We start from the raw sequence: 22,147 nt of genomic DNA on the forward strand, positions 1-22,147 counted from the left end.
TCGTCTGGTGCTGCTCAGCCGCAGAGCTCGTCGAGCTTCTCGCCCTTGGCCTGGATGTCGGTGGAGAGCGTGCTCATCTCCTGCGAGACCTCCTGCAGCTTCTCGGTGTCCTGGCCGGCGGCCTTGAGGTCGGCGAAGGCGCCCTCGAGCTTGTCGAACTCGGCCGACAGATCGCCGATGGCGTCCTTGACCTCCTTGTTCTCCAGGTCCTTCTGCGTCTTCTTCAGCGCGTCGGCCATCGAGGCGATCGTGTCGGTCGCCTTGTCGCTGTCGGTGGGGTCGATGCCGCTCAGGTCACCCATCGCGTCCTTGACCTCCTTCTCGGCCACCTTGCAGGCGTCCTCGACGGACTGGCCGCCACCACAGGCGGAGAGTCCCAGGGTCAGGACCGCGGCGGCGAGTGCGGCGGCAGGCTTGCGAACGTTCATGTGTCCCCCTCGTCGGTGCGGCACCGACCCGATGCGGCGGCCGCGTTTCACCGACGATCGTTTCATGCGCGGCGCACGGGCGCGCCGTGGGCCTGCCCGAAACGCCACCATCCCCCCGGAATCGGGGGGGTGGCGGCGGGGGAGCGGCTCAGCGCGCGAAGCGCCGCAGCCGCAGCGAGTTCGTCACCACGAACACCGAGCTGGCGGCCATCGCGAAGCCCGCGATCATCGGGCTGAGGAAGCCCAGTGCGGCGAGCGGGATCGCGGCCACGTTGTAGGCGAAGGCCCAGAACAGGTTGCCCTTGATCGTGCGCAGCGTCGCGCGCGACAGCTCGACGGCGGTCACCGCGGTGGCCAGGTCGCCGTGCACGAGCGTGAGGTCGCTCGCGGCGATCGCCACGTCGGTGCCGGTGCCCATCGCGATGCCGAGGTCGGCACCGGCCAGCGCGGCGGCGTCGTTCACCCCGTCGCCGACCATCGCCACGACGCGGCCCTGCTCGCGCAGCTCGCGGACGACGTCGAGCTTGTCCTCGGGCGTCACCTCGGCGTGCACCCGGTCGATGCCCACCTCGGCGGCGACCGCCGTGGCCACGCGCTCGTTGTCGCCCGTCAGCAGGATCGGCTCGAGGCCGAGGCGGCGCAGGTCGGCGACGGCCTGCCGCGACGAGTCCTTCACCCGGTCGGCCACGGTGATCGTGCCGAGCACCTGCCCGTCGCGCGAGACCGCGATGACGGTGCCGGTGCGGTCGGGACGGTCGGCGGCGCCCACCCAGGCGGGACGGCCCGCGCGGACGACGTGTCCGTCGACGGTGCCCTCGACGCCCTGGCCCGCGTGGTTGCGGAACTCCGACACCGGGAGCGGGTCGGCCAGCGTCGCGATCGCGCGTGCCACCGGGTGCTCCGAGGCGGACTCGACCGAGGCGGCCAGACGGCGCAGCTCGTCGGCCTCGACCCCGGGCTCGGGATCGACGTGCGCGACGCTCATCGTGCCGGTCGTGATGGTGCCCGTCTTGTCCAGCACGATCGTGTCGATCGTCCGCGTGGACTCGAGGATCTGCGGCCCCTTGATCAGGATGCCCAGCTGGGCGCCGCGGCCCGTGCCCACCATGAGCGCGGTGGGCGTGGCCAGGCCGAGGGCACACGGGCAGGCGATGATCAGCACCGCGACGGCGGCCTCGAACGCGGCGATGCCCGGCGCGACCAGCAGCCACACCAGCAGCGTCAGCGCGGCCAGGACGAGGACGCCCGGCACGAACCACGCCGAGATGCGGTCGGCCAGCCGCTGCACCTCCGCCTTGCCCTCCTGGGCCTCCTCGACGAGGCGGGCCATCTGGGCCAGCTGCGTGTCCTGGCCGACGGCCGTGGCGCGCACGACGAGTCGTCCGGACTGGTTGACCGTGGCGCCCGTGACGGTGTCGCCGACCGTGACGTCGACGGGCACCGACTCGCCGGTGAGCATCGACTCGTCCACGGCCGACCCGCCCTCGACGACCTCGCCGTCGGTGGCGACCTTCTCGCCGGGACGCACGACGAACACGTCGCCGGCGTGCAGCTCCTCGATCGGGACCTCGACCTCACGGCCGTCGCGCAGCACCGCGACGTGCTTCGCACCGAGGTCCATCAGGGTGCGCAGGGCGGCGCTCGAGCGGCGCTTCGCGTTCGCCTCGAGGTAGTGGCCGGCGAGGATGAACGTCGTCACGACCGCCGCGGTCTCGAAGTAGTAGTGGCCGTGCTCGACCCCGTGGCCGGTCACGCCGAGCCACAGCTGGACGAGCGACCACACGTAGGCCGCGCCCACGCCGATGCTGACGAGGGTGTCCATCGTGGCGGCGCCGTGGCGCGCGTTCAGCGCGGCCGACCAGTGGAACGGGTAGGCGGCCCACAGCACCACTGGCGTGGTCAGCGCCAGCACGACCCACGGCCAGCCGGCGAACTGCAGCGCCGGGATCATCGAGATGGCCGTCACGGGCACGCTCAGGATCGTCGCGACCAGGAGGCGCTTCCGCATCGACTCGGCCGAGTGGAGGCCGCCGTGGGCGGCGTGACCCTCGTGGCCGGCGTGCGGGTCGTGGACCTGCGCGGTGTAGCCGGTCTTCTCCACGGTCTCGACGAGCGCCTGCGGGTCGACCCCGTGGTGGGCGTGCACCGTGGCCTTCTCGGTGGCGTAGTTGACGCTCGCCTCCACGCCCTCGAGGCGGTTCAGCTTCTTCTCGATGCGCATCGCGCACGAGGTGCAGCTCATTCCGCCGATGTCGAGGCGGTAGGTGGTGGTGGGGTCCGCCTCGGTCTCGTGCGTGGTCATCAGACCAGCGGCAGGTCGCGCGGACCCGCCAGTGCGTAGCCGGCCTCGTCCACCGCGGACGCGACCTGCGCCTCGTCGAGCGGACCCTGGCTGGTGACCGTGACGGCGCCCGAGGCCACGTCGACCGCGACGTCCTCGACGCCGTCGAGCGCGGTGATCTCCTGCGTGACGGCCGCGGCGCAGTGGCCGCAGGTCATGCCGGTGACGGTGTAGGTGGTGGTGGTCATGGCTCTCAACTCCTCACCAGACGCGCGATGGCGTCGGATGCTTCCTTGATCTTCTGGTCGGCCTCGGGTCCGCCCTTGGCCGCGGCGTCCGCGACGCAGTGGGCGAGGTGCTCGTCGAGCAGCTTCAGGGCGACGGCCTCGAGGGCCTTCGTGGTCGCGCTGATCTGGGTCAGCACGTCGATGCAGTAGGTGTCGGACTCGACCATTCGGTTGATGCCGCGGACCTGTCCCTCGATCCGCGCCAGTCGCTTGAGGACGGCCGCCTTGTCGTCGGCGTACCCGGGGTGCTCGTGGCTCATGGCTTCAACATACCCCTAGGGGGTACCCGTATCAAGTCCGATTGCGCACTACTCGGTGACGCGGCGCGAGACGGTCTGGTTAGAGTCCGGACCATGAGCGACATCCCCGGCCTGGACGGAGTGCTCGGCGTCGAGCACGTCGAGCTGACCCCCGACAAGGTGGTCGTCCGCTTCACGATCACCGACGACCACCTGCAGCCGTTCGGCATCCCGCACGGCGGCATCTACTGCGCGGTGCACGAGTCCACCGCCAGCATGGCCGGGCAGATCTGGCTGGGCACGAAGGGCGTCGTCGTCGGAACGAACAACTCCACCGACTTCCTGCGCCAGGCCCGCAACGGCGACACGATCACCACCACCGCCACGCCGATCCACCGCGGCCGCACGCAGCAGCTGTGGCACCTGGACTCGGTCAACCAGGACGGGAGGCTGATCGCGCAGGGGCAGGTCCGCCTGGCGAACCTCGACCAGGAGGTCCCGCCGGAGGCCGTCGCGGCCATGCAGGGCAACCTGAAGGACTGACCGCCTCCCGGACGCGATCGGGCCGACTGGCCCGAGCCGCTAGGATGGAGGGGTCCGCGCGCGACTGGCGTTGAGGTGGCTACCACCAGGGAGCCGCGGGCAGCACGACTTACGGGACCGTTCGCCTGGGCCCCGCGTCAGCCCGATCGACCGCTGACCCGGAGGCCACACACGATGACGATGATGAGCATGAGCTTCGACGTTCACGAACCGCTGACCACGATCGACGACCAGGACGTCAAGGTCCTGCTCCTCGAGAACATCCACGCTGACGGCGCGGACTTCCTGCGCAACAAGGGCTACCAGGTCGAGACGCGCAGCGCCGCGCTCACCGAGGACGAGCTCATCGAGGCGATCAAGGGCGTCCACCTGCTCGGCATCCGCTCGACGACCTACATCACCGAGAAGGTCCTGGAGAACGCTCCCGACCTGCTCGCGATCGGTGCCTTCTGCATCGGCACCAACCAGATCGACCTCGCGGCCACGAAGCGCCACGGCGTCGCCGTCTTCAACGCGCCGTACTCCAACACGCGCAGCGTCGTCGAGCTGGCGATCGCCGAGATCATCTCGCTCGCCCGCCGCCTGCACGAGAAGTCCACCGCCATGCACCACGGCGTCTGGAACAAGTCGGCCGCGGGCAGCCACGAGGTGCGCGGCCGCACGCTCGGCATCGTCGGCTACGGCAACATCGGCAGCCAGCTCTCGGTGATCGCCGAGGCCCTCGGCCTGTCGGTCGTGTTCTACGACATCGACGACAAGCTCGCGCTCGGCAACGCCAAGAAGTGCGCCACGATCGACGAGCTGCTCGCCGTGTCCGACGTCGTCTCGCTGCACGTCGACGGCCGTCCCGGCAACGCGGGCCTGTTCGGCGACGAGCAGATGCGCGCGATGAAGCCGCGCTCGCTGTTCCTCAACCTGTCGCGCGGCATCGCGGTCGACACCGCGGCCCTGCGCCAGCACCTCGAGTCGGGCCACATCGCGGGCGCCGCGCTCGACGTGTTCCCGGTCGAGCCGAAGGCCCAGGGCGACCCGTTCGAGAGCGAGCTGCGGGGCGTCCCGAACGTCATCCTCACGCCGCACGTCGGCGGCTCCACCGAGGAGGCGCAGCAGGACATCGGCCGCTTCGTCGCCTCGAAGCTGCGCGCCTACGCCAAGGCCGGCACGACGAACCTGTCGGTGACGTTCCCCGAGCTCAACCTGCCGAGCGACCCGGCCCGTCACCGCCTCGCGCACGTGCACCACAACGCGCCCGGCGTGCTCGCCACGATCAACACGATCCTGGGCGACCACGGCGTCAACATCGAGGGCCAGCAGCTCGCCACCCGCGGCGAGCTCGGCTACGTGGTCACCGACGTCTCGGCCGAGGTCGGCGCCGACGTGCTCAAGGAGCTCGCCGCGCTGCCCGAGACCGTGCGCCTGCGCCAGCTCAGCTGAGCCGCTCCCCGGCCCGGAGCGACAGCCGCTGCAGCGTCTCGGCGACGCCGTCGTCGATGCGCACGTCAGCGAGCTCGTCGCCCCGGGTGGGGCCGCGGTTGATGATGACGATCTCGGTGCCGTCCTTCGCCGCGCGCCGGACGAACCGCAGCCCGCTCATCACTTGCAGCGACGAGCCCAGCACCACGAGCGCGGCGCCCTCGCGACCGGCGCGCTCGACGAGGTCGAAGCAGTGGTTGACCTTGGGCTTGGGCACCGACTCGCCGAAGAAGACGACGTCGGGCTTGAGCCGGCCGCCGCACTGGGTGCAGTCGGCGACGACGAACCCGGCCGTGTCCTCGAGGTCGACGTCGCCGTCGGGCGCGATCGTGACCTCCTGATCGGTCCAGCCGGGGTTGAGGGCGTCGAGCCGGGCCTGCACCTCGGCTCGGCTGGTGACGTCGCCGCAGTCGAGGCAGATCACCCGGTCGAGCCGGCCGTGCAGGTCGACGACGTCGAGCGAGCCCGCCTTCTCGTGCAGGCCGTCGACGTTCTGGGTGATGAGGCCGACCAGGCGGTCCTGGTGCTCGGCGAGGAAGCGGTGCGTGACGTTCGGCTCGGCGCCGCCCATCCGGCTCCAGCCGAGGTGGGCGCGCGCCCAGTAGCGCTGGCGATGGGCGGGCGTGGCGATGAAGTCCTGGTAGGTCATCGGCTGCCGCGGGACGGCGTCGGGACCCCGATAGTCCGGGATGCCCGAGTCGGTGCTGACGCCGGCCCCGGTCAGCACCAGCCAGCGTCGGTCGAACCAGTCGCTCACCCGGCCCCCGGGCGGCGCCGGGCACCGATGTCGAAGGTGCGCTGCTCGAGCGTCGTGAGCCGCAGGTCGGTGGCCGCGAACCCGGCGCGCACGTCGTCGCGCAGGTCGGACACGCGCCGGTCGAGCGCGTCGAACCGCGCGTCCATCCCCGCGAAGCGGGTGTCGGCACGCGCCTCCGAGGCATCGAACCGCTCCTCGAACCGGTCGAACCTGTTCTCGAGGTGGTCGAATTTGCTCTCGAGCCGGTCGAATCGGGTGTCGGAGGCATCGAACCGCGCGTCGGCGAACGCGGCGAATCCCACCCAGGTGATGGTCGACTCCAGGTCCATGACGGGCACTCCTCCAGTGTGACGGGTGCCGGTGACGATGTCAGCCGCGAGGGCCCGGCGCATCCCGTCGTCCACAGGATCAGCCCTCGGCGAGCCCGAGCAGCCTCTCCACGGTGTTGAGGTTGCGGGCGGTGCCGGGCACGGCGAGCGCGCGCCCGATGGAGGCGTCCTTCATCTGGGGTCGCCCGGCGCCGTCGGCGTACCGGATGTGCAGCTCGCGGCCGATGACCTCCCACCGGTCGTCACCGGTCTCGAAGGTCCGTGCCTTCGCGATCGCGGCGGCCGTCGGCTCTGCGGCGAGGAACGTGACGTAGGAGAACCGCTTCTCGACCACCTCGAACGGATGCGCCTCCAGAGCCGCGCGCAGCTCCGCAGGCGAACGGCTGATCGCCTCGCGGAAGAACCCGAAGCGCTCCTCGACGGCCTGCTCGAGCGCGCGGTCGAACGCCGCCGGGTCCTCGACGTCGACCAGCAGGTTCCCCGAGGCGATGTAAGTGGAGACGTCGCGCGCCCCGAGCCCCTCGGCGACCTCACGCAGCTCGGCCATCGGCAGCTTCGCGCCCCCGACGTTCACCGCCCGCAGCAGCACCACGCGCCTCGTCATGCCCTCAGTGTGCCGTCGGCGGTGGACAGATTCCCGGGGAAGCCGTCAGACCCGGGCCGCCAGCTCGGTGGCCTGCTTGATGGCCCGCTTGGCGTCGAGCTCGGCGGCGACGTCGGCGCCGCCGATGACGTGGACGGTGACGCCGGCGGCCTCGAGGGGCTCGACGAGGTCGCGCACGGACTCCTGCCCGGTGCACAGCACGATCGTGTCGGCGGGGATGACGCGCGACGCGGGGGAGTCCCCGTCGGCGCCGATCGTCACGTGGAGGCCCGCGTCGTCGATCCGGTCGTACCGGACGCCGCCGACGAACTCGACGCCGGAGTCCTTCAGCGTCGTGCGGTGCACCCAGCCGGTCGTCTTGCCCAGGTCCTTGCCGAACGTGCTGCTCTTGCGCTGCAGCAGGGTGACGGCGCGCCGCGGCGGGGCCGCCGTCTTCGTGGCCAGGCCGCCGCGCTCGAGGGCGGGATCGGTGACGCCCCAGCGGCCCATCCAGTGCTCGAGCGACTCGCCGGGCTCGTGCAGCAGGAACTCCGACACGTCGTAGCCGATGCCTCCGGCGCCGAGGACCGCCACGCGCTCGCCCGCGACGACCTGCTCGCGGATCAGCTGCTGGTACGTCACCACCGAGGGGTGGTCGACGCCCGGGATCTCGGGAACGCGCGGGTCGACACCGGTGGCGAGGACGATCTCGTCGAAGCCGCTGAGGTCCTCGACGGACGCCCATCGGCCCAGGTGCACCGTCACGCCGCGGCGCTCGAGCATCACCGAGTAGTAGCGGACGGTCTCGGCGAAGTCCTCCTTGCCGGGGATCTGCATCGCGAGCCGGAACTGGCCGCCGATCTCGGGCAGCGCCTCGAACAGCTCGACCTCGTGACCGCGACCCGCGAGCTCGACCGCGGCGGCGAGCCCGGCCGGACCCGCGCCGACGACCGCCACGCGCTTGGCGCTGCGCGTCGGGAGCAGCACGAGCTCGGTCTCGTGGCCGGCGCGCGGGTTGAGCATGCAGCTCGCGCGCTGGTTCTTGAACGTGTGGTCCAGGCAGGCCTGGTTGCAGGCGATGCACGTGATGATCTCGTCGGAGCGGCCCTCGGCGGCCTTGTTGACGAAGTCGGCGTCGGCGAGCAGCGGCCGCGCCATCGAGATGAGGTCGGCCTCGCCGGCGGCCAGGATCGCCTCGGCCTGCTCGGGGGTGTTGATCCGGTTGGACGCCACGACGGGCACGCCCACCTCGGCCCGCAGCTTCGCCGTGACCCACGTGAAGGCGCCGCGCGGGACGCTCGTGACGATCGTGGGGATGCGCGCCTCGTGCCAGCCGATGCCGGTGTTGAAGATCGTGACGCCCTCGGCCTCCAGCGCCTGCGCGAGCTCGACGGTCTCCTCCCACGTCTGCGCCTGGTCGACGAGGTCGAGCAGGCTGATGCGGTACTGCACGATGAAGTCCTCGCCGACGAGCTCGCGCGTGCGGCGCACGATCTCGATCGGGAAGCGCATGCGCTTCGCGGCCGAACCGCCCCACGCGTCGGTGCGGTCGTTCGTGCGCGCGGTGAGGAACTGGTTGATGAGGTAGCCCTCGGAGCCCATGATCTCGACGCCGTCGTAGCCGGCGCGCTGGGCCAGCGCCGCCGTCCGAGCGAAGTCGCTGACGGTGCGGTCGACCTCGCGTGTCGACATCGGCGAGACCTTGAATGGCGTGATCGGCGACTTCACCGACGACACGCCCTTCTTGAAGGGGGAGTAGCCGTAGCGCCCGGCGTGCAGGACCTGCAGCGCGATCTTGCCGCCGTGCTCGTGCACCGAGTCGGTGACGAGCCGGTGCTTGTCGGCATGGCGCTTGCGCGACATCTCCGAGCCGAACGGCAGCAGCCAGCCTCGCCAGCTGGGCGCGAAGCCGCCCGTGACCGACAGCGCGACGCCGCCCTTGGCGCGCTCGGCGAAGTAGGCCGCGAGCTTCGGGATGTCCTTCGCGTGGTCCTCCAGGCCCGTGTGCATCGAGCCCATGACCACGCGGTTGCGCAGCGTGGTGAAGCCCAGGTCGAGCGGGCTCAGCAGGTGCGGGAACTCACTCACCGCTGCCGCTCCGTGAACGCGATCGCGTCGGCCTCGATCTGCGGGAACTGCGCGGCCATCGCCTCCATGAGGGCGGTGGCGCCCTTCATCGGGCGGACCATCACGGTGAACTCGGTGATGAGGCCCTCGTCGTTCGTCGTGATGAAGTCACACCCGTTGATGGTGGTGTCGCCGATCCGCGTCTCGAAGACGAGGGCGCTGCGGTTGCCCTCCTCGATGGAGCTGACGTAGTGGAGGTCCTCGAAGACCCGCGCGACCCCGTTCAGGATCGCCGTGGTGATCGCCTTGCCGGGGTACGGCTTGTGCGCGACAGGGCTGCGGAAGACGACGTCGTCGGCCAGCAGGTCCTCGACGCCGGCCAGTGAGCCGGACTCGATGCTGCTCTCGACGAGCTCGCGGAAGGCCTTCATGGGCGGTTTCCCTTCGGTTGGGAGGATGGGGTGGTGATCGGAAAGCTCGCGTCCTGGCTGCTCATCGCGGCCGGCGTCTTCAACGTCGTCATCTGGCCCCGGTTCTTCAAGGCGATCGTCGACGACGACCGTGCGTGGGGCGGGGCGAGGTGGCAGGAGCCGACGTCGTTCTTCTGGGTGCACCTCGTGCTGATCGGCACGGCGATGACGCTCGGCGTGATCGTGCTGGTCATCGGGATTCGCGCCCTTCGAGGGCAGTGAGGATCTCGTCGCACCACGCGATGCCCTGGTGCTCGCCGACGATGCCGCCGCGCAGCGCGAGCCACGAGCCGAGGTCGGCGCCCTCGAGGGCGGAGGGGTCGGGGTAGAAGCGGGCCTCGCTCGCCTCGTACTCGGCGAGCCGCTCCACGTGGGCGGCGCGGCGGTCGCGGGTGTCGGCCAGGATCGCCTCGGGGTCGCGGAAGGCGCGCAGCTTGACGGCGAAGTCGCTGCGGAGGGCTTCGCGACCGCTGCGCTCGGCGGCCCAGCGGTCGAGCTCGGCCTCGCCGGCGGCGGTGATCGCGTAGGTGCGCTTGTCGGGCCGGCCGTCCTGCTCCTGGAGCGTGCCCTCGACCCAGCCGGCCTCCTGCATCCGCGCCAGCACCTTGTAGATCTGCTGGTGGCTGGCGGGCCAGAAGAAGCCGATGGACGCGTCGAAGCGCCGGGCGAGGTCGTAGCCGCTCGCGGCGCGCTCGGTGAGCGACACGAGGATCGCGTGGTCCAGGGCCATGGGCGGGAGCCTAGGGCGCCCAACGCCCATATGCAACGAGGTTCATAAGAGTCCGCTGGGCAAGACCGGGTCTCACGCACATTACGATGGGCACCATGAAGCGTTCCCTGCTCGCCGTCCCCTTGGCGCTCCTCCTCTCCGTCGCGGCCGCCTGCGGCCCGGCCGACGACTCCGACGACGCGTCCTCGGACTCCACCGCCGGCGCGACCGCCGACTGCGCGGTCGACCAGCTGCCGCTCGTCAAGTCCGGCACCCTCACGATCGCCACCGACGACCCCGCCTTCGAGCCGTGGTTCGTCGACAACGACCCCAGCAACGGCAAGGGCTTCGAGTCCGCCGTCGCCTACGCCGTGGCCGAGCAGATGGGCTTCGAGCGCGACCAGGTCGCGTGGACCAAGGTGCCCTTCAACACCTCGTACCAGCCCGGCAAGAAGGCCTTCGACTTCGACATCAACCAGATCTCGATCACGAAGGACCGCCAGCAGGCCGTCGACTTCAGCAAGCCGTACTACTCGGCCGCGCAGGCGATCATCGTGCGCTCGGACTCGAAGTTCGCCGACGCCAAGAGCCTCGACGACTTCCGCACCGCGAGCCTGGGCGCACAGATCGGCACCACGTCGCTCAAGGCGATCGAGTCGCTCGAGACGCAGGACGCCCCGCTGGTCTACGACGACACCACCAAGGCCGCGCTCGCGCTGGCCAACGGCCAGGTCGACGGCATCGTGGCCGACCTGCCCAGCGCCTTCTACCTCGTCGCCGCCGAGCTCGAGGACGCGACGATCGCGGGTCAGTTCGACTTCGACGGCGGCGAGCCCGAGCAGTTCGGCCTCCTGCTGGAGAAGGGCAGCGAGCTGACCTCCTGTGTCGACGAGGCCGTCACGGCCCTGACCGAGGACGGCACGCTCGCCGACCTCGAGCAGGAGTGGCTGGCCGAGTCGCAGGACGTCCCCGTCCTGAAGTGACCCGGTGACCCACGCCGACCCCGGGCCCCTCGGCCCACCCCCGCTGTCCGCGCGGCAGCAGCAGCGCAACGCCTTCCGGCGTCGTCGCACGCTGCGCCGCGCGGCGGTGGGAACCGTCTCGAGCCTCGTCGTCCTCGGCCTGCTGGCCTGGGTGATCACGTCGGCGCCCGGCTGGCCGCGCGTCCGCGAGACCTTCTTCAGCGGGTACCACGCCCGCGAGTCCTTCCCCGCGATCTGGGACGCCTTCTGGCTCAACGTGCGGCTGTTCCTCACGGTCGAGGCCCTCGTGCTGCCGCTGGCGCTGCTGGTCGCGGTGGTCCGCGTCATCCCGTCGCCCGCGATGGCGCCGTTCAAGATCCTCGCCGCCGCGTACACCGACGTGTTCCGCGGCATCCCCACCATCCTCGTCGTGATGCTCGTCGGCTTCGGCTTCCCGGCGCTGGGCCTGGCGGGCGTGCCCACGAGCCTGTTCTGGCTGGGCGTCATCGCGCTGACCCTGAGCTACGGCGCCTACGTCGCCGAGGTCATCCGCGCCGGCATCCTCTCGGTGCACCCCACCCAGTGGGCCGCCGGGCGCGCCCTCGGCCTCGGCTACGGCCAGACCCTGACCCGCGTGATCCTGCCGCAGGCCGTCCGCAACGTGACCCCGCCGCTGATGAACGACTTCGTGTCCTTGCAGAAGGACACCGCGCTGGTGTCCACGATCGGTCTCGTCGAGGCGCTGCGCGCGGCCTCGGTCTACCAGGCCAGCACCTTCAACGTGACCTCGCTGTGCGTGGCCGCCCTGTTCTTCATCGTCGTGACGATCCCGCTGGCGCGGTTCACCGACTGGCTCACGATCCGCTCCATGCGCCGGCAGGGAGGCAGCTGATGCTGCGCGTCGCAGGAGTCCGCAAGTCGTTCGGCGACCACGTCGTCCTCGACGGCATCGACCTGACCGTCGAGCCGGGTGAGGTCGTCTGCCTCATCGGCGCGTCCGGTTCGGGCAAGTCCACGCTGCTGCGCTGCATCGACCTGCTCGAGCAGACCGACGACGGCGACATCTTCCTGGGCGACCTCGAGCTGACCGATCCGGCCATCGACGAGAACGCCACCCGCGCCCGGATCGCGATGGTGTTCCAGGCCTTCAACCTGTTCCCGCACCTGAGCGTGCTGCAGAACCTCACGCTCGGGCCGCGCCGGGTCAAGGGCGTCTCGAAGGCCGAGGCCGTGCGCCGTGCCCACGAGCTGCTGGCCCGCGTGGGGCTGGAGGCGAAGGCGGGGTCCTACCCGGACTCGCTGTCCGGCGGTCAGCAGCAGCGGGTCGCGCTGGTGCGCGCGGTCGCGATGGACCCCGAGCTGCTGCTCCTCGACGAGGTGACGTCGGCGCTCGACCCGCTGCTCGTGGCCGAGGTGCTCGACGTCATCCGCCAGCTCAAGGACGAGGGCCGCACCATCGTCATGGCCACCCACGAGATGGACTTCGCCCGCGAGTGCGCCGACCGGATCGTGTTCCTCGCCGAGGGCCGCATCGTGGAGGCCGGGCCGCCCGAGCAGCTCTTCACCGCGCCGCAGGACCCGCGGACCGCGGCCTTCCTCGCCCGTCACCGCTGACCGCCCCTCCGGGGCGCCAGATGTGTAGCGCTGTCCACGCCTTTTCGGCGGATCCACCGGAAGAACGGTGGATACCGCTACAGATCTCGCGCGCCGGAGGCGTGAGTCAGGCGGCGGGGGCGCTCGCGGCGGCGCGGGCGGTGGTGTGGCGGATGGCCGCCACGACCTGCTCGGGGGAGTCGCCCATGGGGACGTGGCCGCAGTCCTTGAGGGTCACGAACTCGGCGCCTCGCATCCGCTTGGCGGCCAGCTTGGCCTGGGACTGGTGCAGGATGAGGTCGTGGTCGCCCCAGGCGATCGTGATCGGGACCTTCGCCGAGCCGCGGAACGCCGCGGGCGAGGTGAACCCCAGCGGGACGCACCGGAGGAAGTAGCGCCAGAAGCCCTTGCCGCTCCTCATCGCCAGCGCGTCGCCGTAGACGCGCTCGGCGGAGTACCGGCCCGGGTGGCGGTAGAGCACGAAGCCGATGAGGAAGCGTCCGATAGCAACGCTCGCCGCGAGGCGCAGCACCGGCTTCGGCAGGTACGAGCCGAGCTTGAGCGGCAGCAGCGTCAGCGTGGCCTGCAGCAGGCTCCACGGCCGGAAGTAGCCGGCCGGCGACAGGCCGGTGGCCGAGCGCACCTGCCCGTGCTGGGCGAGCGCGATCGAGATCAGGCCACCGAGTGAGTTGCCCGCGACGTGCGGCCGGTCCACGCCCCAGCGCTCGAAGTTCTCGGCGAGCACCGAGACGACGTTCTCGGCGCTGTAGCCGGTGCCGGCGGGCAGGGCGGGGGAGTCGCCCAGGCCCGGCAGGTCGACCGCGATGACGTCGTAGTGCTGCGCCAGCTCGTCGATCACCGGGTCGAACGCGGCCCGCCGGTGGCCGATGCCGTGCAGGAGGACGAGCGGCTCGCCCTGCCCGCGTCGCGTGTACGCCAGCTCGCACTTCATGGGACTCCTCGGGGGATCGCACACCGGCACGACCGATGTGACACTCACGATGTCGCATGCAGCATCGCACAGTTCGCGCGCGCTGTGAACCGGGCCACACGGGAGTCGGTTGCCACTGTGACAGCGTTGGTGTCAGAATCACGGCGTGACCCAGAGCACAGGACCCCTGAGTGGTGTGCGCGTCGTCGAGATGGTCGGGATCGGGCCCGGGCCGTTCGCGGCGATGCTGCTCGCCGACCTCGGCGCCGACGTCATCCGCATCGACCGTCCGGGCGGCAACGCCCTGCAGGTCGCGCCTCCCGAGCGCGACATCCTGGGCCGCAACCGGCCCAGCGCCGCCGTCGACCTCAAGACCTCGGAGGGCGTCGAGCTCGTGCTCCAGCTGGTCGAGCGCGCCGACATCCTCCTCGAGGGCTTCCGTCCCGGCGTCATGGAGCGTCTCGGGCTCGGCCCCGAGGTCGCGCTGGAGCGGAACCCGCGCCTGGTCTACGGCCGGATGACGGGCTGGGGCCAGACCGGCCCGCTGGCCTCCTCCGCCGGCCACGACGTCAACTACATCGCCGTCGCCGGAGGCCTCGACCCGATCGGCCGCGCCGGCGGTCCGCCCCAGGTGCCGCTCAACCTCCTGGGCGACTTCGCGGGCGGGTCGATGTACCTCGTCACCGGCGTGCTCGCCGCGCTCACCCACGCCCGTGGCACGGGTGAGGGGCAGGTCGTCGACGCCGCGATCACCGACGGCGTCGCGCACCTCATGGCGATGACCGTGAGCATGCAGCAGTCCGGCGCGTGGAGCCCCCGCCGCGGCACGAACCTGCTCGACACCGGAGCCCCGTTCTACGACGTCTACGAGACCTCGGACGGCTACTGGATGAGCGTCGGCGGCCTCGAGCCGCAGTTCTGGTACGCCATGCAGGAGGTGTTCGCCTCGGTCGGCCTGGGCGACCTGCCCGACCGGAACGACCCCAAGAACTGGGCCGAGCTGCGCGAGACGCTGCGCACCTGGTTCCTCAGCCGGACGCAGGAGGAGTGGACGGCGCTCTTCGCCGGCACCGACGCCTGCGTCGCCCCCGTCGTGCCCCTCGAGGAGGCGTACGAGCACCCCCACCACGTCGCGCGGGGCACGTACGTCGAGGAGTACGGCGTCACCCAGCCCGCACCCGCCCCCCGCTTCTCGGCCACCGGCACCGGCATCCACCAGGCGCCCGACCGGCCGGGCGCCAGCACCCGCGAGGCGCTGACCGCGTGGGGCATCGAGGACGTGGACGACCTGATCGAGAACAAGGTCGCCGTCGAGAACGAGGAGAACTGATGGAGCGCACCCTGTTCGAGCCCGAGCACGAGTCGTTCCGCGACACCGTGCGCACCTTCCTGGAGAAGGAGGTCGTGCCCCACCACGAGGAGTGGGAGCGCGAGGGCATCGTGCCGCGCGAGGTCTGGACGAAGGCCGGCGAGCTGGGCCTGCTCGGCTTCATGATGCCCGAGGAGTTCGGCGGCGGCGGGGTCTCGGACTTCCGCTACAACGTCGTGCTGCAGGAGGAGCTCACCCGCGTCGGCGCGAGCGGCGTCGGCTTCGCGCTGCACACCGACCTCGTCTCGGGCTACCTGCTCAGCTACACGAACGAGGAGCAGAGGCAGCGCTGGTTCCCGAAGTTCGTGTCGGGCGAGATGATCACCGCGATCGCCATGACCGAGCCCGGCACCGGGTCCGACCTCCAGGGCATCCGCACCACGGCCGTGCGCGAGGGCGACCACTACGTCGTCAACGGCGCGAAGACCTTCATCACGAACGGCATCAACGCCGACTTCGTCATCGTGGCGTGCAAGACCGATCCCGACGCGGGCGCGATGGGCGTGTCGCTGATCGTGCTCGAGCGCGGCATGGAGGGCTTCGAGCGCGGCCGCAACCTCGACAAGCTGGGCCTCAAGGCGCAGGACACCGCCGAGCTCTTCTTCGACAACGTCCGCGTGCCGGTGGAGAACCTGCTGGGCGAGGAGGGCCGCGGCTTCGTCTACCTCATGGAGAAGCTGCCGCAGGAGCGCCTCACGATCTCGGTCGTCGCGGCGGCCGCGTGCCGCCAGGTCATCGACATGACGCTGGAGTACGTGAAGAGCCGCAAGGCGTTCGGCAAGCCGATCGGCTCGTTCCAGAACACCCGGTTCGTGCTGGCCGAGCTCGAGACCGAGCAGCGCATCGCCCAGGTCTTCGTCGACCGCAGCGTCGAGGCGCTCAACGAGGGCAAGCTCTCGATCGACGACGCCGCGGCCGGCAAGTGGTGGACCACCGAGCTGCAGAAGAGGACCGTCGACTCGTGCCTGCAGCTGCACGGCGGCTACGGCTACATGAGCGAGTACCCGATCAGCAAGGCGTACCGCGACACGCGCATCCAGACGATCTACGGCGGCACCACCGAGATCATGAAGGAGATCGTCGGGCGCTCGCTGGGCATCTGACCCCACGCCCTTCGTAGGCTGCCCCCATGGGGGTGACGGGCGGCTTCCCGATCCTGGCGACGCGAGACCTGCCGAGGCTCGAGTCGTTCTACCGCGACGCCTTCGGCGCGGAGCGCACCTACGCGTTCGACGCCGGCGGTCGCGACGTCTACGTCGCGCTCGCGCTGGGCGGCTCGTCGATCGGCATCGCCGTCGACGACGACCTGGGGACCGAGCCGATCGGGATGGCGCTGTGGCTCTACGTCGACGACCTCGACGACGCCTACCGGGCGGCCCTCGAGGCGGGCGCGACGAGCATCGCCGAGCCGGCGCCGATGCCGTGGGGCGAGCGCGTCGCGCAGGTGCGCGACCCCGGCGGCTTCGTCGTGCACCTCGGGATCGAGGCGGACTGACGGTTCAAGTGGGCTCGGCGGCGCCCTGCAGGGCCACCGCGTCGTGCTCCTGGAGGATCTCCGGCGACGGCTTCAGCGCCGCGACGATGGAGAGCGTCATGCCGATGAGCCCGAGGATGCACAGCAGCAGGAGGGCGTAGCCGAAGCCCGCGATGACCTCGGCGGGCGGATCGCCGGGGATCGACGCCTGCAGCACCGCGTCGCTCAGCGCCGGGCTGAGGCCGATCGTCATGAGCGTCAGGGCCACCGCGAGGCTCAGCACGTTGCCGGTGTTCTGCACCGCGAGCCGCATGCCGTTCACGACGCCGAGGCTGGACTCGGGCGTCGCCTCGAGCAGCGAGGTCGCGTTCGAGCCGATGAACAGGCCCGTGCCCATGCCCATGAGGACGAGCCCGACACCCAGCACCCACGTGTTCTGCGTGAACACGCCCCCGGCCAGGGCGAACACGCCGAGCTGGCCGACGATCGCGCCGAACGAGGAGATCTGCCGCGATCGCCACCGCCGGGACAGCCGCCCCACGCACAGCGATCCGAGGATGCTGCCGATCGGCATCGGCAGCAGGAGCAGGGCCGTCTCGCTGGGCCGGAAGCCCAGCGGGCCCTGCAGGTAGAGGCTCATCAGGACGATGGCCGGGAACCGGCCCGCGCTCAGGAAGAACCCCGCCAGCAGGAGCAGGCCGATGCCGTGGGTGCGCAGTGTCTCGACGTCGATGACGGGGTGGCGGCTGCGGCGCTCGGCGAACGCCAGGGCGGGCAGCAGCGCGAGGGCGAGCAGCAGGCTGCCCCAGACCCACGGGCTGCTCCACGTGAACTCGGTGACGAGCGAGATGCCCACGGTCGTGAGCGTGATGACGGCGATCACGAGCACGTTCCCGGGCAGGTCGAGCGAGGTCTTCTCCTCGCGCTCGTCCTTGCGCCGCAGCAGGAACCAGCCCGTGGTGAAGGCGACCAGGCCGATCGGGACGTTCATCCAGAACACCCACCGCCAGTCGGTGACCTCGAGGATCATGCCGGCGGCGATCGGGCCGATGAGGCTCGCGATCGGGAACGACGCGGCGTACAGGCCCATGGCGCTGCCGAGGGAGTCACGCGGGAAGATCGCGTGGATCAAGGTGGCGCCGTTGCCCAGCAGGATCGCGCCGCCCAGCGCGGCCACGATCCGCAGCCAGATCAGCCAGTCGACGGTGGGCGCGAAGCCGCACGCGAGGCTGCAGATGGTGTAGAGCGCGAGCGCGCCGAGGTAGAAGCGCCGCTGGTCGACGATGTCGCTGATCCGTCCGAACAGCAGCAGGCACGCCGTGCTGGCGACCATGTAGCCCAGGATCAGCCAGCTGGCCTGCAGCTGGGTCGCGTCGAAGTGCCGCGTCAGGGCGGGCAGCGCGACGTTGACGGTGCTCGAGTTGAGACCGATCAGCATGCTGACCAGGCACACGACGCAGAGCGTGGACCAGGCAGCGGCGCCGGCACGTGGTCGTTGGCTCCTCACGGCACCTCCCGAATAGAACCATATTCTAAAATCACGTTCTTTGCACCACCTGTCCGTGGTGTCACTCCGAGTCACATGCCGAGTAGGTCGCGCGGCGCGGGATGTGACCCTTGACACATTCGTGCCCGCACTGGATGATCAAGCCATCCTAGAGTGAGATTCTAGATTGGGGTACGGAATTGTGACCACCTCAGGTGAGCGGCTCGTCCGGGTGGACGACCTGCACGTGGAGTTCAGCACCGGCGGCCGGCAGGTCGAGGCGATCAGTGGCGTGAGCCTCGACATCCGGGCCGGGGAGACCGTCGCCGTCGTGGGCGAGTCCGGATCGGGCAAGAGCGTGACCGCGCTCGCGATGCTCGGACTGCTCGGCAACGGGCGGATCAGCGGCGGCACGGTGCGCTGGGACGGCGAGGACATCACCCACGCGTCGAAGAAGCGGCTGCGCCAGCTGCGCGGCAACGAGGTCTCGATCGTCTTCCAGGACCCGATGACGGCCCTGGACCCGCTGTTCTCGGTCGGCAACCAGCTGTCCGAGGCGCTGCGGATGCACCAGAGGATGTCGAAGAAGCAGGCCCGGCGCCGCGCGGTGGAGCTGCTCTCCGAGGTGGGCATCCCCGATCCGGAGTCGAAGGTCGACGCCTACCCCCACCAGCTCTCGGGCGGCCAGCGCCAGCGCGTGATGATCGCCGGCGCCCTGGCGTGCTCGCCCCGGCTGCTCATCGCCGACGAGCCGACGACGGCGCTCGACGTGACCGTCGAGGCGCAGGTGCTGCGGCTCATCCGCGACCTGCAGCAGCAGACTGGCGTCGCCCTCATGCTGATCACCCACGACATGGGCGTGGTCGCCGAGATGGCCGACCGGGTCGCGGTGTTCTACGCCGGCGAGGTCGTGGAGACCGGGACGGTGGAGGAGATCCTCACCGACCCGAAGCACCCCTACACGCAGGCCCTGCTGCGAGCGATCCCCCGACCCGACACGCCGCGCGACGAGCCGATGCCTGCCATTCCCGGCGTGGTGCCGTCGCTCGAGGCGATGCCCACCGGGTGCCGCTTCTCGACCCGGTGCCCGCTGTCGGAGGCCGGCCGGTGCGACGAGCCGCAGCAGCTGCTCGAGATCGACGGGCGCAACGCCCGGTGCTGGCGGGTGGCCGAGGCCGACGAGCCGGCCCTCGCGGCGGGAGTGGCGCGATGAGCGCCGGGACGCCGGTCGCGCCGGTGACCGAGTCGCCCGTCAGCGTCGTGCCGGAGGTGACGCCGTCGACCGGTCCGATCCTCGAGCTGAGCGACGTGGTGAAGCACTTCCCCGGCCGCAAGCGCCAGCCTCCGGTGCGCGCCGTCGACGGCGTGAGCCTCTCGGTGGGCCGCGGCGAGACCGTGGGCCTCGTGGGCGAGTCCGGCTCGGGCAAGTCGACCCTCGGCCGGCTCGCGCTGAGCCTGCTGGAGCCGACCTCCGGCCGGGTCTCGTTCGACGGCAGCGACGTCTCGAGGCTGGGCCGCCGCGACCTCGCCCGACTCCGCCGCCGCATGCAGCTGGTCTTCCAGGACCCCGTCAGCTCGTTCAGCCCGCGCATGACGATCGAGGAGGTGCTGACCGAGCCGATGGTGGTCCACGGGATCGGCACCCCGGAGTCGCGGCACCGGCGCTGTCTCGAGCTGCTCGACCTCGTCGGCCTGCCGTCGCGGGCGCTCGAGCGGTTCCCGCACCAGTTCTCCGGCGGTCAGGCCCAGCGCATCGGCGTCGCCCGGGCGCTCACCACCGACCCCGACCTCATCGTGTGCGACGAGGCGGTGTCCGCGCTCGACGTGTCGGTGCAGGCGCAGATCCTCAACCTGTTGCGCGAGGTCCAGCGCGAGCTCGGGCTGAGCTACCTCTTCATCGCGCACGACCTCAACGTGGTGCGCTACATGTCCGACCGGATCTGCGTGATGTACCTCGGCAAGGTCGTCGAGTCCGGCCCGACCGACGACCTCATGAACGCGCCGCAGCACCCGTACACGGCGGCACTGGTCGAGGCGGTGCCGTCGCTGGAGAACCGCGGTCACCTGCGCTCGCCACTCGCCGGCGAGATCCCGAGTCCGAGCCGCCCGCCGTCGGGCTGCCACTTCCACACGAGGTGCCCGCGCCGGTTCGAGCCGTGCGACCACGACGAGCCGCAGCTGCTCCAGCTGGGGCAGCGCGAGGTCGCCTGCCACCTCGTGGACGAGCGGAAGGTCGTCGACGCATGATCGCCTTCGCCGGCCGTCGCGTGGGCTACGGACTCCTCGTCCTGGGGCTCGTCGCCACGTTCACATTCCTCACGCTGCGGCTCATCCCGGGTGACGTCGTCCGCCTCCAGCTGGCGGACGCACCCGGCGCGACGGAGGAGCAGGTCGCCCAGCGCTCCGCCGAGCTCGGTCTCGACGAGCCGCTGGTCTCGCAGTTCTTCACCTTCATGACCGACGCGATGCGGCTGGACTTCGGCACCTCGTTCCAGGACGGGCGCCCGGTCGTGGACCACATCGCCGAGCGGCTGCCCGCGACGCTCGAGCTGGGCCTGCTGGCCCTGTTCCTCGGCCTCGCCCTGGGCATCCCCCTGGGCGTGATCTCGGCGCTGAAGCCGAACTCCCTGACCGACCAGATCCTGCGCGTCCTGGCGGTCGTGGGCATGTCGATCCCGAACTTCTGGCTGGCGCTGCTGCTCATCACCTACCTCGCGCAGTGGTTCGGGTGGTCGCCACCGCTGGTCTACGTCGGGCCGGGGGAGAACCTGGCCCAGAACCTCACGCACCTCGCCCTGCCGGCGCTGGCGCTCGCGGTGGGGTCGATGGCCGGCGTGGCCCGCATGCTGCGCTCCTCGATGCTCGAGGTCCTCGGCTCGAACTTCATCCGGACGGTCCGCTCGCGCGGCGCCTCGGAGTTCACCGTGCTGGCCAAGCACGCGGGTCGCAACAGCCTCATCCCCGTGTTCTCGCTGCTCGGCCTGCAGGTCGGCGCGATCCTCGGCGGCACCGTGATCCTCGAGTCGATCTTCAGCATCCCCGGCATGGGCTCGCTGATCTTCGACGCGGTGCAGAACCGCGACTACCCCGTCGTCCTGGGCTGCGTGATCGTCTACGGCGGCCTGTTCATCCTCGTCAACCTGCTCGTCGACATCCTCTACGCGGTCGTCGACCCGCGGATCCGGTACTGAGAGGCCCTCGTCATGACGACCACCGAACCCCGTCTCGCGTCCGCCGCCGCCACGGGAGCGCTGCCCCCACCGATCCTGTCGCGTGGCGCCCGCCGGCGCCGCGGGATGTGGCGCTACCTGCGCGAACAGCCCTTCGGCGCCGTCGCGGCCGCGATCATCCTCGTGTTCGTGGCGCTCGCGATCCTCGCGCCGCTGATCTCGCCGTACGACCCGCTGGCGCAGAACCGCGCGGCGATCATGGTGCCGCCGAACGCCGACCACCTGATGGGCACCGACGACCTCGGGCGCGACGTGCTCAGCCGGGTCCTCTACGGCGCCCGGACCTCGCTGCTCATCTCGGTCGCGACCCTCGCCATCGGCGGCATCGCCGGCCTGGTGCTGGGCATCGTGTCGGGCTACTTCGGCGGCACGTGGGTCGACACCGTGATCCAGCGGATCATGGACTCGCTCATGGCGGTCCCGTCGATCGTCCTGCTGCTGTTCGTGGCCGCCCTGCTCGGCCCGAGCATCCGCAACACGATCCTCGCGCTGGCGCTGCTCGTGATCCCCGCCTTCAACCGCGTGGCACGCGGCGAGATGCTGCGCATCCGCGAGGAGACCTACGTCGAGGCGGCCCGCGCGGTCGGGTGCAGCACCAAGCGGATCCTGGTGAAGTACGGCCTGCCGAACCTCATGGCCCCGCTGTTCGTCGTGACCAGCCTGCTGTTCGCGATCGTCCTGATCGCCGAGTCGGCCCTGAGCTTCCTGGGCATCGGCACGCCTCCGCCGACCCCGTCCTGGGGCCGGATGCTCAGCGAGGCCTCGCGCCAGCTGGAGATCGCGCCGTGGATGGCGCTGTTCCCTGGCCTGGCCCTGTCCGTCTCCGTGCTCGCGTTCAACCTGCTGGGCGACGCGCTGCGCGACTTCCTCGACCCCAAGCAACGTCGATGACCACCCGTTCCCGCCGATCACCCCGTGCCGCGACCCAAGGAGACA

25 protein-coding genes and 1 riboswitch are annotated in these 22,147 nt (G+C 70.8%); of the genes, 13 read left to right on the plus strand and 12 right to left on the minus strand.

What is annotated here, in order from left to right:
- Positions 1-14: 14 nt before the first annotated feature.
- From O3S82_RS00055 to O3S82_RS00070, 4 genes are all read right to left on the minus strand, one after another.
- Complete coding sequence (locus tag O3S82_RS00055) at positions 15-428, minus strand: hypothetical protein (RefSeq protein WP_179427243.1); 414 nt, start codon at positions 426-428, stop codon at positions 15-17.
- 148 nt (positions 429-576) lie between these two features.
- Positions 577-2,730 (minus strand): heavy metal translocating P-type ATPase, encoded by a 2,154-nt coding sequence (locus O3S82_RS00060; protein ID WP_269304554.1) that lies wholly within the window; start codon positions 2,728-2,730, stop codon positions 577-579.
- Positions 2,730-2,957: a heavy-metal-associated domain-containing protein gene (locus tag O3S82_RS00065; RefSeq protein ID WP_179427239.1), complete on the minus strand. Its 228-nt coding sequence runs from the start codon at positions 2,955-2,957 to the stop codon at positions 2,730-2,732. The genes O3S82_RS00060 and O3S82_RS00065 overlap by 1 nt, the downstream gene beginning before the upstream one ends.
- A gap of 5 nt (positions 2,958-2,962) precedes the next feature.
- Positions 2,963-3,256, minus strand: a complete 294-nt coding sequence (locus O3S82_RS00070; protein WP_179427237.1) for a metal-sensitive transcriptional regulator — start codon at positions 3,254-3,256, stop codon at positions 2,963-2,965.
- A 93-nt stretch (positions 3,257-3,349) separates the two neighbouring features.
- Between O3S82_RS00070 and O3S82_RS00075 the strand changes: the two genes are divergently transcribed.
- Complete coding sequence (locus O3S82_RS00075) at positions 3,350-3,778, plus strand: PaaI family thioesterase (RefSeq protein ID WP_179427235.1); 429 nt, start codon at positions 3,350-3,352, stop codon at positions 3,776-3,778.
- 50 nt (positions 3,779-3,828) lie between these two features.
- Positions 3,829-3,916: riboswitch (ZMP/ZTP riboswitch) on the plus strand.
- A gap of 51 nt (positions 3,917-3,967) precedes the next feature.
- Positions 3,968-5,212, plus strand: a complete 1,245-nt coding sequence (gene serA, locus O3S82_RS00080) for a phosphoglycerate dehydrogenase (protein ID WP_269304557.1) — start codon at positions 3,968-3,970, stop codon at positions 5,210-5,212.
- Here serA and O3S82_RS00085 read toward each other — a convergent pair.
- The 5 genes from O3S82_RS00085 to O3S82_RS00105 form a co-directional block, all read right to left on the minus strand.
- Positions 5,205-6,008, minus strand: a complete 804-nt coding sequence (locus tag O3S82_RS00085; protein ID WP_179427230.1) for a Sir2 family NAD-dependent protein deacetylase — start codon at positions 6,006-6,008, stop codon at positions 5,205-5,207. The genes serA and O3S82_RS00085 overlap by 8 nt on opposite strands.
- Positions 6,005-6,346, minus strand: coding sequence for a hypothetical protein (locus tag O3S82_RS00090; RefSeq protein ID WP_269304559.1), 342 nt, complete (start codon positions 6,344-6,346; stop codon positions 6,005-6,007). The genes O3S82_RS00085 and O3S82_RS00090 overlap by 4 nt, the downstream gene beginning before the upstream one ends.
- 70 nt (positions 6,347-6,416) lie before the next feature.
- The gene (locus O3S82_RS00095) at positions 6,417-6,941 is read right to left on the minus strand and encodes a DUF1697 domain-containing protein (RefSeq protein ID WP_269304561.1); all 525 of its coding nucleotides are present in this window, start codon (positions 6,939-6,941) and stop codon (positions 6,417-6,419) included.
- A 45-nt stretch (positions 6,942-6,986) separates the two neighbouring features.
- Complete coding sequence (locus O3S82_RS00100) at positions 6,987-9,008, minus strand: NADPH-dependent 2,4-dienoyl-CoA reductase (protein ID WP_269304563.1); 2,022 nt, start codon at positions 9,006-9,008, stop codon at positions 6,987-6,989.
- On the minus strand, positions 9,005-9,418 hold the full coding sequence (locus O3S82_RS00105) for a nuclear transport factor 2 family protein (RefSeq protein ID WP_179427222.1): 414 nt from the start codon (positions 9,416-9,418) through the stop codon (positions 9,005-9,007). Before O3S82_RS00105 ends, O3S82_RS00100 begins: the two co-directional genes overlap by 4 nt.
- A 33-nt stretch (positions 9,419-9,451) precedes the next feature.
- Here O3S82_RS00105 and O3S82_RS00110 point away from each other — a divergent pair, with 33 nt between their 5' ends.
- Positions 9,452-9,679, plus strand: coding sequence for an SCO4848 family membrane protein (locus O3S82_RS00110; RefSeq protein WP_218845954.1), 228 nt, complete (start codon positions 9,452-9,454; stop codon positions 9,677-9,679).
- Here O3S82_RS00110 and O3S82_RS00115 read toward each other — a convergent pair.
- A complete protein-coding gene (locus tag O3S82_RS00115) occupies positions 9,648-10,187 on the minus strand; it encodes a PadR family transcriptional regulator (protein WP_179427218.1) in 540 nt (179 codons plus the stop codon). The two genes, O3S82_RS00110 and O3S82_RS00115, sit on opposite strands and share 32 nt — an antisense overlap.
- A gap of 95 nt (positions 10,188-10,282) precedes the next feature.
- On the opposite strand from O3S82_RS00115, the gene O3S82_RS00120 reads away from it, so the two are divergent.
- The 3 genes from O3S82_RS00120 to O3S82_RS00130 are packed head-to-tail and all read left to right on the plus strand — an operon-like array spanning position 10,283 to position 12,742.
- Positions 10,283-11,149 (plus strand): ABC transporter substrate-binding protein, encoded by an 867-nt coding sequence (locus O3S82_RS00120; RefSeq protein ID WP_269304567.1) that lies wholly within the window; start codon positions 10,283-10,285, stop codon positions 11,147-11,149.
- Between the two features lie 4 nt (positions 11,150-11,153).
- The gene (locus tag O3S82_RS00125) at positions 11,154-12,020 is read left to right on the plus strand and encodes an amino acid ABC transporter permease (protein ID WP_269304568.1); all 867 of its coding nucleotides are present in this window, start codon (positions 11,154-11,156) and stop codon (positions 12,018-12,020) included.
- A complete protein-coding gene (locus O3S82_RS00130) occupies positions 12,020-12,742 on the plus strand; it encodes an amino acid ABC transporter ATP-binding protein (protein WP_179427214.1) in 723 nt (240 codons plus the stop codon). Before O3S82_RS00125 ends, O3S82_RS00130 begins: the two co-directional genes overlap by 1 nt.
- Positions 12,743-12,848: 106 nt before the next feature.
- Here O3S82_RS00130 and O3S82_RS00135 read toward each other — a convergent pair whose 3' ends face one another.
- Positions 12,849-13,673, minus strand: coding sequence for an alpha/beta fold hydrolase (locus tag O3S82_RS00135; RefSeq protein WP_179427212.1), 825 nt, complete (start codon positions 13,671-13,673; stop codon positions 12,849-12,851).
- Positions 13,674-13,818: 145 nt separating this feature from the next.
- On the opposite strand from O3S82_RS00135, the gene O3S82_RS00140 reads away from it, so the two are divergent.
- From O3S82_RS00140 to O3S82_RS00150, 3 genes are read left to right on the plus strand one after another with little or no spacing between them, the layout of a single operon-like run.
- Positions 13,819-14,982 (plus strand): CaiB/BaiF CoA transferase family protein, encoded by a 1,164-nt coding sequence (locus tag O3S82_RS00140; RefSeq protein WP_269304570.1) that lies wholly within the window; start codon positions 13,819-13,821, stop codon positions 14,980-14,982.
- Complete coding sequence (locus O3S82_RS00145) at positions 14,982-16,124, plus strand: acyl-CoA dehydrogenase family protein (protein WP_269304571.1); 1,143 nt, start codon at positions 14,982-14,984, stop codon at positions 16,122-16,124. The genes O3S82_RS00140 and O3S82_RS00145 overlap by 1 nt, the downstream gene beginning before the upstream one ends.
- A gap of 26 nt (positions 16,125-16,150) precedes the next feature.
- Positions 16,151-16,516: a VOC family protein gene (locus O3S82_RS00150; RefSeq protein ID WP_269304572.1), complete on the plus strand. Its 366-nt coding sequence runs from the start codon at positions 16,151-16,153 to the stop codon at positions 16,514-16,516.
- Positions 16,517-16,520: 4 nt separating this feature from the next.
- Here O3S82_RS00150 and O3S82_RS00155 read toward each other — a convergent pair whose 3' ends face one another.
- Positions 16,521-17,948, minus strand: coding sequence for an MFS transporter (locus tag O3S82_RS00155; RefSeq protein WP_269304574.1), 1,428 nt, complete (start codon positions 17,946-17,948; stop codon positions 16,521-16,523).
- A 235-nt stretch (positions 17,949-18,183) separates the two neighbouring features.
- On the opposite strand from O3S82_RS00155, the gene O3S82_RS00160 reads away from it, so the two are divergent.
- Genes O3S82_RS00160 through O3S82_RS00175 form a run of 4 tightly spaced genes read left to right on the plus strand, consistent with a single transcriptional unit; the run spans position 18,184 to position 22,102 of the window.
- On the plus strand, positions 18,184-19,194 hold the full coding sequence (locus tag O3S82_RS00160; protein ID WP_179427204.1) for an ABC transporter ATP-binding protein: 1,011 nt from the start codon (positions 18,184-18,186) through the stop codon (positions 19,192-19,194).
- Positions 19,191-20,228: an ABC transporter ATP-binding protein gene (locus O3S82_RS00165; RefSeq protein WP_269304576.1), complete on the plus strand. Its 1,038-nt coding sequence runs from the start codon at positions 19,191-19,193 to the stop codon at positions 20,226-20,228. The genes O3S82_RS00160 and O3S82_RS00165 overlap by 4 nt, the downstream gene beginning before the upstream one ends.
- Positions 20,225-21,172 carry an ABC transporter permease gene (locus O3S82_RS00170; protein ID WP_269304578.1) on the plus strand — a complete coding sequence of 316 codons (948 nt, stop codon included), beginning with the start codon at positions 20,225-20,227 and terminating at the stop codon, positions 21,170-21,172. The genes O3S82_RS00165 and O3S82_RS00170 overlap by 4 nt, the downstream gene beginning before the upstream one ends.
- A 12-nt stretch (positions 21,173-21,184) precedes the next feature.
- Positions 21,185-22,102, plus strand: a complete 918-nt coding sequence (locus tag O3S82_RS00175) for an ABC transporter permease (protein WP_269304581.1) — start codon at positions 21,185-21,187, stop codon at positions 22,100-22,102.
- The last annotated feature ends 45 nt before the right edge of the window (positions 22,103-22,147 follow it).

This window comes from Aeromicrobium sp. HA (assembly GCF_027171405.1).
Classification (GTDB): domain Bacteria; phylum Actinomycetota; class Actinomycetes; order Propionibacteriales; family Nocardioidaceae; genus Aeromicrobium; species Aeromicrobium tamlense.